Source organism: Mesoplasma sp. JKS002658 (assembly GCF_023566355.1).
GTDB lineage: Bacteria > Bacillota_I > Bacilli_A > Mycoplasmatales > Mycoplasmataceae > Edwardiiplasma > Edwardiiplasma whartonense.
Genome location: NZ_JAKNSW010000002.1, coordinates 131,831 through 145,443, shown reverse-complemented (window position 1 = coordinate 145,443; position 13,613 = coordinate 131,831). Strand labels below are relative to the sequence as shown.

Below are 13,613 nucleotides of genomic sequence, written 5' to 3'. Positions count from 1 at the left end.
ATCAATTACAATTAGATTATATAGGTTAAATAAGGAGGAAAAGATGGGCTTTGATAAAAAAAAATTGCTTTATCAAGAATGGAAAAACAATCCCGAACTTGATGAAGAGATGAGAGAAATTCTTTCATCAGCTACCCCAACAGAATTGAGTAATGCCTTTAATTTAGAGTTAGAATTTGGAACAGCAGGAATCCGAGGAATCATGGGAGCAGGACCAGGAAGATTCAATGTTTATACCATTAAAAAAGTTACCCGTGGTTATGCGCAATTGTTAAAAGAAAAATATCCCAATCAACTTAGTCAAGGAGTGGTCGTTGGTCATGATTCGCGTCACAATTCTACAAAGTTTGCCCAGTTGACTGCTGAAGTTTTAACAAGTGAAGGAATTAAAGTTTATTTATTTAAAAAAAACCAGATGCAACCCACTCCCGTAGTTTCTTTTGCCACTAGAAAATTAAAGGCATTGGGAGGAATTGTTATTACTGCTTCACACAACCCTGCTGAATATAATGGTTATAAAATTTATGATTCAACAGGATGTCAATTGATGCCTCAAGATACTGATATTATCAGTCAAGAAATTAGTAAAATTGATGATATTTTAATTTGAAATTTCCAACCTCAAAAAAAATTAATCAGTAAAGTACCTCATAAGGTAATTCGTGCCTATAAGAAGATGATTAACAATTTACAATTTTACCCCCGCAGTCTTAGCAAAGTTAATCTGAAAATTATCTATAGCAGCGTGAATGGAACAGGGGGGTTGTACACACCTAAATTATTAAAACATCAAGGTTATGAAGTGATTGAAGTTAAAGAACACAGCCAACCAGATGAGAACTTCACTTATGTTGGTAATCCCAATCCTGAATTCTCGCCTGTCTGAAAGTATCCTTTAGCTTATGCAAAACAACATGATGCTGATCTTATTTTAATTAATGATCCCGATGCCGATCGCTTGGGAGTAGGAATTAAAACTAAAAAAGGTTATGAAATTCTAACTGGGAACCAAGTGGGGGCACTTTTGATTAATTGAAAACTTAGTCAAATGAAATTAAAGCACACTCTACCTTCAAACCCAGTCATGTATTCATCCTTTGTCACCGCTGATTTAGGTGACCGAATTGCTGAAGATGAATACCAAGTTAAAGTAATTAAAACTCTAACTGGGTTTAAATGAATGGGGCATGAAATGAACCAAGAACCAGAACGAGGATTAAACTTTGTCTTTGCTTATGAAGAGTCAATTGGTTATGTCCTTGATGATTCCACTAGAGATAAGGATGGCATTCAAGCGGCGGTTATGATTGCAGAGTTGGCTTGAAAGACCAAGGTTGACTTTCGCACTCTTAGTGATGTCTTAGATGATATTTACAAAAAGTATGGCTATTATGACACGACCACTATTAACTTAAATTTCAAACCAGAAGAAAAAACTGCCAAGATTGATCCAATTATGCAAGAATTGCGGACAAAAGGTTTAGTTCAACTAGCAGATAGTAAAATTGAAAAAACCGAAGATTACTTACCAGGTTTATATAATATGCCTGGCCAAAACTTATTAAAGTTTTATTTTCAAGATGGAAGTTGAATTGCACTACGACCATCAGGAACCGAACCGAAACTAAAGATTTATTTCAATATTATTGCCACAAGTGCAAGAAAGGCAAAAAGTACGCAAGTGAAATTGGAAAAAGCTTTACGGGAGTTATTAAATCTTCCACAAAAAAAGTAGGATTAATCCTACTTTTTTTAAACTTAACCATAATGATTATTTTCCGTCTTGGTCTTTTTTTTCTTTGGTTTTTTCATCAGCTTTTTTTGTTTTACCACCATCAGCTTGAGCGCGTTTATCCAGAGCTTCTTGACCTTCGTGAGCTAATTCTGCTTTCAATGCTACCCGTCTTTTATGAGAAGGGATTACAATGTTATTTAACAATACACTAGAAATTGAAAGATAGATTCAAAAACCAAGAGTAATTCCAAAAGCAATTCCATTATAAGTTCCTGCGTGAGCACCATTATTAGCAAAGTTTCCATAAAGGTTGAAGCAAACTCCTAAAACCCAAGCAATAATTGGCAGAACCACTCCATCAACAAAGAGTTTATTAGTTAAACCAAGTGGAGAAACATTACCATCCATCAACGTTGCAACAACATAGAACATTAGCGAAGTCGTCAATACCAAGTTAGCTACAGCTGAAAATCACGGTCACATCTTGGTAGTTGAAGTATTAGGAGCAACAATTGATCCTAGGTTAATCACCGCATTTAAACCAACAACAAAACTAAATGCAGCTAAAGCTAAAAGCAAGTAATAAGTAAGTGATGGTAAAACTAAAGTTTTTCAATTCAAATGATATTGAGTTTTGCTAAAAACAGAAATGGCGTGAAAGATAATTGTAAAGAGCATCAAGCTCCCAAAAATTATCCCAGGAGTTGCTTTACCAGCCCCAATCCCATTCTTGGCAAGAATTGGTAACACAATCACAGCAACAATCACTGTTGGAATAATTGCTGCAATCATCGCAATAATTGCTTTAAACATTTCTAAAGAAAAGAGTTTTCAACCTAGCTTATTTTTACCATTAGTATTAGTATCTAAAGTTTTGTAGTAAGCGATTACGTACTTCGAACCAATTGAAGTTGCTTCATATCCACGTTTTAGGTCAAAAAACATTTCATCAGGACGCATCGAAATTGCCAACTTCCGTTCTCTTTCATACATTTGCTTCACTGATTTTAAAACCACTTCTGAGGGTTTAACATAGACACTCATGTCTTGTTCACGAATTAAAGAGTTGGCAATATCATCCATCATCACATCCAAGAATTTTGGCTTAAAAACTAAACCAGTATATCCAGCATAAGAAGCTTTAATTTGTTCATAATCTCCCAATTGAAGGTTTGAATTCAAACTTGAGACATAAGCAATGGTTTTTTGGTAATTGAATAAAACATTGTTGCGACGAGCGTTGATGTATTGTTTGACCCCAACAACCGTACCAAAAAATACCTGTTTGGTTAATGGTACTAATAAACCAAAGACTCCTCCGACCAAAACTAATTTAAATGGTGCTAGGACTGCATAAAGTAGGGAATCTTGAGCCATAACTCCAGTAACCTGGAGCTCAGAAATGTTATAAGTGGTTCCATCAGATGTAAAAGTAAGCGCAGAGAGATCAGCACTACTCTTATTCTCAATTAACCAGCGGTTGATATTAGTAATCATCACGCCAACATTAACTGAAGTAGCACCAACTCCCAAAGTACCCATTTTTGTTTGTAAAGTCAGGATTGCTTGAATGAGAACATCTCCAGAAGCCAATACAGGTTGACCTCCATTGGTTGTTACATAAATTCCAGCCAATTTATACAAAGCTAAACTATCAATCCAAGCAGAATAACCAAAATAAACTACAAAGACAGCCACTAGAAGGATTAATTGTCGAGTTAATTTTCGCATCTTTTGACCTTTCTAATTTCTCTAAACGTTTGAAATTATTGTAATCATTATTTTTTCATTTTGCAACAATAAAAAGAATTTTAGCCAGATGCAGAGTTCTATTCGATGACAAAGTTCACGATTTTATCCAAAACTACAATTTCTTTGACAATTTCTTTGCCACTCAAATAAGCTTCAACGTGAGGATCTTTTTTCGCCAGTGCAATCAACTCTTGTTGACTCAAACCTTTTTTAACCACTGCTTTTCCCCGAACTTTTCCATTAACTTGAAAAACAACTGTTGTGGTAGTTAATACCAGTTTTTCAGCATCATAAACTGGTCAAGGTTGAAGAATTACGCTTGGTTCATGACCAAGTAAAAATCACATCTCTTCTCCTAAATAAGGAGTAATAACACTTAACATCAAAATTAATCCTTCCACATAGGGTTGATAGATAGTGACAGACTCTTCTTTATACATAGCATTAACCAAAACCATCAATTGTGAAATAGCAGTATTAAACTTTAAATCAGTAATCATTTCCGTGTAATTTTTCACCACTTGATGGTAAACAAAATCTAAATGATGATTGTTTTCATGACTAAACTGGTTTCCTGATACTAACCGGTATACCCGGTTTAATCATTTCATCGCCCCATCTAATCCTTCATAACTCCAAGGTAGGGAAGCATCAATTGGTCCCATAAACATTTCATATAACCTCAAAGCATCGGCCCCATGAGTTTCAATAATCTCATCAGGATTAATTACATTTCCCTTTGACTTGGACATTTTTTCTCCGTTTGGTCCTAAAATCATGCCTTGATTTACTAATTTTTGAAAAGGTTCAGCATAAGGAACAATTTTTTGGTCAAACAAAACTTGATTTCAAAAACGTGCATACAACAAATGCAACACCGCATGCTCTTGTCCTCCAACATAAAGGTCAACAGGTAACCATTTTTTAAAACGTTCTCTGGCTTCAGGACTATTAATATCAATTAATTCATTGGGAGTATTAGTTAAAATATAGGCTAAAAAATACCAACTTGAACCAGCTCATTGGGGCATTGTGTTAGTTTCACGACGGTAATGTTGATTGTTTTGCTCAATATTAACTCAGTCAGGAAAGTTTGCTAATGGTGATTCGCCAGTTCCACTTGGTTTAATATATTCTCCTGATGGCAAAGTTACTGGTAATTGAGCAGGATCAACCAAGATGATTTCATCTTGATCATTATATAGAACCGGAAAGGGTTCACCATAAAAACGTTGTCGAGAAAACAACCAATCACGTAGTTTATAGTTAGTTTTAACAACCCCAATTTTCTGCTCGCTCAATATTTTTTTACTTACACTCAAAGCTTTGGTGGTTGTTAAACCATTCAGGGTTTCAGAATTGATATGTTTGGCATCACCTATAAAAGGTTTAATTTGACTTTTACTTTCTAAAACAAACTTAATTGGTAAATTAAACTTTTGGGCAAATTCTCAATCACGCGTATCATGAGCTGGCACTGCCATAACAGCTCCTGTAGCATAATCGTTTAAAACATAATCAGCAATTCAAATGGGAAGTTTTTCACCAGTCAAAGGATGCAAGGCATAACTTCCTAAAAAAACACCAGTTTTGGGACGAGAATCATCTTTTCGTTCTAACTCAGTTTTTTGTTGAGTCAACTCTTGATACGCTTCAACCGACGCTTTTTGTTCAACTGCAGTTAACTTAGAAATTATCGGATTTTCTGGAGCTAAAACAAGATAAGTTACTCCATAAATCGTATCAGGACGAGTAGTAAAAACTTTTAATTCATCACCAAACGTAGTTAAAAAGTTAATTTCCATCCCTTCTGATTTACCAATTCAGTTTCGTTGCAATTCCTTCACTGATGATGGTCAATCCAGAGCATCTAGTCCAGTTAATAATTTATCAGCATACTTAGTAATCAACAAAACTCATTGACGCATCGGTTTTTTAACAACAGGAAAACCACCAACTTCACTAACCATTTTATTATCAACTACAATCACTTCTTCGTTTGCTAACACTGTTCCTAATTCTGGACACCAATTGACATCAGCATAACGCAATTCAGCCAAACCTTGTTGATATAACTGCTCAAAAATCCATTGGGTAGTTTTATAAAAATTAGGATGAGAAGTATTAACCTCTTTTTCATAATCATAAGAAAAGCCTAACTTTTGCAATTGTTCACGAAACACAGCAATGTTTTTTAAAGTAAATTCTCGGGGATCATTTCCTGTTTTTAGCGCGTACTGTTCAGCTGGTAAACCAAACGCATCATAACCAATAGGGTGTAAAACATCATAACCATTCATTCGTTTATAACGAGCGATAATATCAGTTGCTGTATAACCCTTAACGTGACCCACGTGTAAACCAGAACCACTTGGATAAGGAAACATATCTAAAATGTAGGATTTTTTATCATGGGTGTTGGTTGTTTGGTAAGTTTTATTTTGCTCTCAATACAAACGCCACTTTTTTTCAATCGCGCGGTGGGAAAAGTCCATTCTCTTGCTCCTTATTATCTTTGTCTATTTTACTATTTTATCAACCTTTTACAAAGATTTTTTTCTAGCAAAGAAAAAACACCAGGATTTCTCTTGGTGCTTATTATTTTCTTAAATGGTCGGAATAATTGGACTTGAACCAACGACCTCTCCGTTATCAGCGGAGTGCTCTAACCAGCTGAGCTATATTCCGATAAACAACAATTACTATTTTAAGTAAAACCCACTTTGAATGCAAGAGTTTTAGCAAAGTTTTTGCTAATTAATTAAGTTAATTTGGTGAATAATTATTTTTGGTTTCTTTGTTCTGATTTTGGTGGACCTTCTTCATTTCAACCATGATGACCATAAATCTTAACAAAATCAAAAAGCATCATCAATGAACAGTAGAAAGTTACTACGATTGCAATTCATTTTAAGACATCTTTAAAAGTATCTCAATCAATTCCAGCTCCAATTTGAATTCCTAAGTAAATTACCAGAAAACAAATTAAACACCCTCACAATCCTCCAGTTAAAAAGAGAATGACAGTTTTGGGATCATAATTTTTATCCTTAATAAATTTAATTGCCGCTGGGGGCATCATTGCAGCTGCTCCTACAGACATAATCACTGCGATAGCATCAAATTCTAAACCCAATAAAGCAAGAATTGCTAAACTTGGAGCAAAAATTCCTAGTCCCAGAGCAGAAAAAATTCCTAAAATAAAATAAGCGATAATTCCAATTGCCAAACGTCAACCAACCAGTTTGACAGTAGGATAAGCCACTTGAGCAATGACAGCAATATTTGGGTGGACCAAAATCATAATAATTCCGAAAATAAAAAGAGAGATTCCACTAAACAAGCGAAAAATTTGGTTATTAACATACTTACTAACTCAAGAACCAACCAAACCACCAATAATGCAAGCAACCATCATTACTACCAAAGTAACGATGTCAACATCAAAAACAACAGAAAAAATCGTCGATTCTAAAATTTGGGCAGGAGCATAACCAATGGTCATGTTTCCTGGCATTTTTGATGGAACCATTTTGGTTTTGAATGCTTTATTTAATCCCATCGTAGTAACATATGAACCTACAAAAATAGCATCAGTAAACGATGCGATAAAACCAATGCTGGTAAGTTTAGCAAGGTTTGTAGTATCATCAATGATTAACTGTTTTTTTGAAGTTAAAACAATAAGAATAGTGAAAGCAACAATCGTAGCTGAAAAAACCATTGCTACCACAAATAAACCAATATGATCACTTACTAGATAAGCACCATTGAGAACACCGGCCTCATTTTTTCTTTTTGGATAGTAGACCAAGTAGGCTACCAATAAACCGATTAATACTGTAGCTAAGGAAGATAAAAGAGCAGCAATCAACAAAATTGCTTTGAGTTTTTTAAACTTTAACGATTCGTACCCTTCATGATTAGATATCAAATTAGATTTGGCAAATTCATCAGGTTGGTGAATTTGTTGATTGCTCTTTTTCTTCATATTCTTTCCCTTATTTTATTTTAATTCATTTCTTAAGTTTTTTTATTCACAGTTGAAGTAGTCTTATTTTCTTGTGAGTCAGAGAAAGGTGAACTATCTTTATCTTGAGTCTTTTTATCATTTGAAGTTTTAATTCATTCATTAATCGGAATGTTTTCTGCTTCAACAATTTTCTTAGTATCTAAATCATTGTGATAATAAGAAAGCATTGCCTGATATTGCTTTTTAATTTCTTGATCTAAATCTTGTTTGTTTACAATCTTTGATAAGGGAATTCGACGAGGGTGTTTTTTTCGACCACTAATTTGTTTGGTGCGAGGAGTAGATAATAATTCAAGAAACATTGTTAAGGAAGTGTAAAGCATTACCACAACAGTAATTCATTTAATCAATGATTGATAAACAATTCCGTTGCGATCCAAACCTACTCCTGCTTGAATTCCCACATAAAAGAACAAGAAAGCAGTAGTTGCGCCAAAAATTCCACCAAGCATCATAATTAAACTAGTTTTTGGTAAATAATTATTATCTTTGTAAAATCTATAAGAAGTTACAGGCATTAAAAACGCACTAGAGCAGGTCATGATTGGAGCAATATAAATCATTCCCATACCAAGTAAACTTAAAATAACAATACTTGGGGCATAACTACCGACACCAAAACTCATTAAAATTCCTACCAACAAGAAACCTAAAATTCCAATCAATCATTTTCATCAAGAAGTTAACGCTCTTGCTCCTTGAGCAGCACCTAAAAGATGAACTTGAGGAGTGGTCAAAATCATGATAATTGCAGCGATAAATAGTGCTGCGCTAATTACAATTTTAACAATTCTTCCATCAAATTTATTAATTAAACTAGCACCAAGATAACTCCCAATCACAGCACAAATCACCAAGACCACCAATGTCACAATATCAACATTAATTGCCCCCACCAAAAAAGTAGCTTCCATGGTAATTGGTACACAAAAAGAGATGTTCAAAGTTCCTGGAACCAATTTATCGTTGGTAATTGTTTTAGTCGCTTTAATCATTCCTAAACTAGTGGCAAACGAACCAATTCCTAAAATATCAAAAAATGAAGATACAAAACCAATTGAAGCTAATTTGGTGGTTTTTTGATTCGCATCAATTACAATCCGCTTTGTAGAATTAAAAATTAAAAAAGCAGTAACCAACAACGTCAAACAAACTAAAACCATCGCTAGTATAAATCCTGGAGTCGTTAAATGATTAAATTGATAAGCACTCTTACCACTTTCAATAACAGCCCCTTTAATTTTCGGCATATAAACTAAGAAATTTGTTAACAAACTAACCAATAATAAGGTGGGTACAGCAATTGCAATAATAATTGCTAAAGTTTGATAAGAAGTTGATTTTGTTGATTTAACTAAACCTTCATTAATTTTCTTTTGTTTATTCTTCTGGTGAATATTTTTTTTAACTACCTGATTAATATACTCATTTTCTAAGGCAATAATTTTTTCATCACTAACATTATTTTGTTTATAGGTGGTGATAACTTCTTTCAATCCGCGTTTAGCCCGTTTTTTATCAAGCTTAATTTTTCGATTAGTTTCCCGTTGAGCTTTCGACAACCTTTTATTAATTTCCCGAATTCTTGTGTGTTTTTGCAATTCAGTTAACTCCCTATAACGCGCTAAAATAAACGAAGTATTGTAACTTAATTCTTCAAGAATCTCGTTTTTTGCACTAAGTGCTTGATCGTTAATAAACTTTTTTTCAAAAAGATACTCTTTTTTATCAATCACCTTGTGTCGGTGCAAAAATCTCAACTCTGCAATTTGATGATTTTTCAGTTTATCAACCGCCTTTAAAGCGGTGAAATTATTTAAAATATTTTTTCGATCAAGATTAATATCGTCTTCAATTTTTAATAAACGTTCTCAATGTTCAGAATTAATTTTTAATTCATAGTTATCCGTACTAGAAGCAGGAAGTGATGGTTGGTTTTGTTTGATAATCCTCATCCTTTCCTTATTTTTTGAAATCTTCTTGATGAAACTATTCCTATTCTACCAAAAAAGACCTTTATGGTCTATTTTTGTTAGTAACCCACCAACCAAACTTTAATTTATATTGTTGACTAAACCATTTGCGCAGTTAAAGTTAACATCACTTCTTTAATGTTAACTTCTTGAGGTAATTCATAAATTTTTAAAATCATTGCTGCTACCATTTTTGGATCCAAACCTCCGTTTAAACTATCAATTTGGTCTTGATAAATTTCCATAGCCTCGCTAATGGTTGTGGTTTTGGATAGTTCGGTTTTGACCAATCCTGGTTCAACCAAAGTAAAGCGGATGTTATTTTTTGCATTCTCTTTGCGTACCTCTTCTGTCAACAGATTAATCGCTGCTTTTGAACCATTATAGACCGAATGATTTAAAGAAGAGTATCTTCCTGCTACAGAAGAAATGTTAATAATCGTACCGTGATGGTTTTTAATCATTGTTGGCAAAACCGCATCCATCCCGTTAATTACTCCTTTGATATTAACATCAAGAGTTTGGTACTTTTCTGTTCGTGGTTGAGCCACATAATCGCCTAATGGCATCACTCCAGCATTATTAATCATCAAATCAATTGGTCCATATTTTGCTTCACCAAGAGTTATTGCCTCTTGAAGTTCATCAAAATTAGTCACATCCACTTTTGCAGTAACTTTTTCTCTGATTTCATCATAACCATCTAAAATCTCCTTTCTTCTGGCCATCAATAACACTGGATAACCATTGCTAGCAAAGATAAAAGCCAGCTCTTTACCAATCCCTGCACTCGCTCCTGTAATTGCTACTAAAGGTTTATTTTTCATTATTTGAACCTACTTTCTAATTAATCACAATTATTATTTCGCTCCCATTAAAGAATAAGGAAAAATCTAAAAATTGTTGCACCAAAAAAGCGCCAATAATTATTGACACTCTCCTTAATAATATTCTATGCTTTTTAGTTTCTTAATCGTCATTAATTAATTACAATCTTGAAAGTAACTGAGTTATAACCCTTAAGATTTGTAATCTGAATAGTTGCTCCATTTAAACTAGAATCATTAACTTGAAAAACAACACTAGTTCCATCCCCAGCAACCCATTCATTTCAACGATTACTTGATTTTTCAACAATATTACCTGCACTATCTCTAACAACAATGTTGGCATCAGTTAAACCAGCCTGACTTAAATCAGGTAAAGAGAACATAATTTCTTTACCTGCATAAGCATCACTTGGGGCAGTAGCAGTAAAAGTTTTGGTGCTATCATCATAAGTTGCATTCACCAACCCTGGATTAACTACAATATCTTTACCCTCACGATGAACGTTCAGTGTAAAGGGAGTTTGATCATCTTTTCTAGTTAAACTAAAAGTGTATCTGGTTGTATGAACTGTTCCTGCACTTCCAGTTCATTGGTAAGTTATTGTTTGGTTAATTCCGATTAAACTAGAACTTTCATCACCGTCAATCAAATATTGGTAACTAGTAGCTTCTTCTTTGAACGCTTGATTGTTTTGATCAGTTACTCAAGCTGCTTGCAAGGCATCATCATAATTGGTTGGAACATTTAAAGCATTTCAAATCTTGAAGAAAACATTTTTAGTTGAATTCAAGAATGGTGAACCCAAACGATAATCACCACTAACCCAATGAATTTCTCCATCATTAGTTTTAATCGTTCCTGTGTTAGCAGGTTTTTGATCAATTCCAGGAATTAAAAAGATTAATAATTTTCCTAAAATTTTAGAAGTGTCATACTTGTTATTACCAACAATTCCTAACAAATCATTGACTTTATTAACACGTTCTTTTCCAGTGGTTGTTTTTAAAATAGTAAAGAATTGGGTGATGATGTTAGTGTCATTTCCTTGTTCATCTTTAACTCACATTGTTTCTAAAAGACCAAGAATTTGGTTAATATCAATTCCACCATTCTTTAAAGTTGCATTATTATCCATCTTGGTAACATTAGCAACTTCTGCAAGTGAATCCATTAAATTTGACAAAGATTGGTCAGTATATTCTGAAGCAAACCCAGGAGCAAAACGGTTAGCGTCTTGATCAAATGAATCAAGTTTAATTACTTGTAAAACTTGATACAACGGTAAACCAAAGAAAACCCTTAAGTTAAATTGACCATTATTTCCTTGCAATTCACGCATTTTAGCAATGATTGGGGCAATTGCTTTACGAACCGTATCTGCTTGACCACTAACTCCAATCATACCCTTACTACTCATTAAGTCAGGAAGTTGTTCTAATCATCCCGGAATATCTTCGTTAAATAAGAAATAAAGCGGGTTGTTTTCACTACCTCTTCCTCAACCCAAAAAAGTATTAATTCAGTCACCATTTCCTGTTAATGCCGTAGCTAAAAATTTAGTTCCTCCTTCAAACTTTTTAACAGGATTAAAAGATCAATAACTAGATAATTCAATTTTCTTTTGGGTAGAAAAACTTAACAATAATTGATACATTGCACTTTGAATAAAAGCATTCGTAATCGGAACTCCAATTAGGTTCAATAACCCACTGATTCATCCTGGAATCAAAGCATCAACATCAATGACATTCATGATTAATTTTGAAACCACAGTCATCAAGGGGGTATTAACTTTAGGATCAATCATTCTAGTCGAACTATCATCCCAGTCAATTACCAAGTTAGTAGTTCCACTATTAAGATTACTCTTTCACCCATTACCATAATTACGATCCAAGAAAAAAATTGCCAATAAAGCTTGTAAACGATAAAGTCCTTGTTCTTTGTCTAAATCACCTAAATAATAAGCAAAACTAGAAATTAAGGAACGAACATTAATAGTTAGTAACCCTTGGTGGTTTAATTCTCCTAATTTCTGACTTCGGACCTGACTAATCACTTCCCAGTTAGATTGACTGGTAGAAAAAACGTGGTCTGGATCAGTGGGATTAGCCACTTTATAATCGTTAAAAGCACCAAGATAAGTTGAAAATAACGACAACATAATATAACCATTACTAATCAACTTAAATAGGTGGTCTTGGTTTAATTCTTTTGTTTCAGGATCACTGAACAAGTAATTAGCATAATTCTCATTTTCAATGATATCTTCTTTGTGGGTTAACTTTCCAATTAAGGTAGCAAAATAATCTGCTGAAGCATCAAACTGATCAATGTCAGTTAAATGATCACCAAACGCTTGTACGTTCGCCTTATCACCATCTCCATTACCAATTCCTAGAATTCAAGCTACTCCTGTGATTACAATCTTTTGAGCATCAAACAAAGTATAGTTCGCACGCGTTTCATCTAACCAACTATTTTTATTAATATTTAAAACTAAATCTTTTAATTTAGGATTGTCCAGCAGACTAGTCAAAGTTTTAATGGGAGCAGCGTTTTCATAACCCAAAATCGTATTAACCAACGGATTATTATCCATTCCCAAGGAATTAATTGCTAAAGAAAGCGTAGTTAATAAAGTAGTTGGGGTCGCAAAGTCTACTTTTCCTAATAAATTAATGACTGTTGTTAAAATTGTTTGTACAGGTGAAGGTAAAAAATCAAAGAAAGGAAGCGCATTTGCCAAACCTTTATCACCATTTAAATTAACATCTCCTGTAATTTGGTTCAAATAGTAATTAATAAAATCACCTTGACTACTATTTGAACTTAAACTGCCTTGTTCTGGGGTCAAGCCGGTTTGTCCCCCAAATAATTGCTGGTCTAAATACTGTTGATCAAAACCATATTGGTCTTGATAAATAGTTCTTTTGGTTGCTTGGGCAAAAATTTCCTTAATATTATCATTATTAGCATAAAGGTTTTTGATTTCTATAGGGGCAGGATCAGGATCATCAGGAGTGATAGGAGGAACGGGTAGCTCTTCACGGTTAGAATCAGAATCATTACCGCCATTTTTCCATCCGCCTTCATCATCATTTTTTCCATTATCAGAATCAGTAGGGTCGCCAGTGGTTGGATCGTTAGGTTTGGTTCCAATTGGATTAGTATATGGATTTATTCCACAAGCAACCACGCTCATAATAGCAGTACCACTAATTCCGAGCGCTGCTAAAATGGCTAAAAATTTTTTCATCAAAACACAACTCTCCTTCATCCTTTCAGA

General features: G+C 33.9%; 7 protein-coding genes and 1 tRNA gene. 1 reads left to right on the top strand and 7 read right to left on the bottom strand.

What is annotated here, in order from left to right; all coding sequences use genetic code 4:
* The first annotated feature begins 43 nt into the window (after positions 1–43).
* The gene (locus LD125_RS04000) at positions 44–1,735 is read left to right on the top strand and encodes a phospho-sugar mutase (protein ID WP_250137099.1); all 1,692 of its coding nucleotides are present in this window, start codon (positions 44–46) and stop codon (positions 1,733–1,735) included.
* A gap of 36 nt (positions 1,736–1,771) precedes the next feature.
* On the opposite strand, the gene LD125_RS02705 is transcribed toward LD125_RS04000, so the two are convergent.
* From LD125_RS02705 to LD125_RS02675, 7 genes are all read right to left on the bottom strand, one after another.
* Positions 1,772–3,466 carry a hypothetical protein gene (locus LD125_RS02705; RefSeq protein ID WP_250136388.1) on the bottom strand — a complete coding sequence of 565 codons (1,695 nt, stop codon included), beginning with the start codon at positions 3,464–3,466 and terminating at the stop codon, positions 1,772–1,774.
* A 98-nt stretch (positions 3,467–3,564) separates the two neighbouring features.
* Entirely contained in the window at positions 3,565–5,982 is a 2,418-nt protein-coding gene (gene leuS, locus LD125_RS02700) for a leucine--tRNA ligase (protein WP_250137498.1), read from the bottom strand.
* A gap of 116 nt (positions 5,983–6,098) precedes the next feature.
* Positions 6,099–6,175: transfer RNA gene (locus LD125_RS02695), tRNA-Ile, on the bottom strand.
* A gap of 94 nt (positions 6,176–6,269) precedes the next feature.
* Positions 6,270–7,478: a sulfite exporter TauE/SafE family protein gene (locus tag LD125_RS02690; protein WP_250137499.1), complete on the bottom strand. Its 1,209-nt coding sequence runs from the start codon at positions 7,476–7,478 to the stop codon at positions 6,270–6,272.
* Between the two features lie 32 nt (positions 7,479–7,510).
* The gene (locus LD125_RS02685; protein WP_250137500.1) at positions 7,511–9,475 is read right to left on the bottom strand and encodes a TSUP family transporter; all 1,965 of its coding nucleotides are present in this window, start codon (positions 9,473–9,475) and stop codon (positions 7,511–7,513) included.
* Between the two features lie 116 nt (positions 9,476–9,591).
* Complete coding sequence (locus LD125_RS02680) at positions 9,592–10,320, bottom strand: SDR family oxidoreductase (protein ID WP_250136384.1); 729 nt, start codon at positions 10,318–10,320, stop codon at positions 9,592–9,594.
* 152 nt (positions 10,321–10,472) lie between these two features.
* Positions 10,473–13,583 (bottom strand): MOLPALP family lipoprotein, encoded by a 3,111-nt coding sequence (locus LD125_RS02675; RefSeq protein ID WP_250137501.1) that lies wholly within the window; start codon positions 13,581–13,583, stop codon positions 10,473–10,475.
* Positions 13,584–13,613 lie beyond the last annotated feature (30 nt).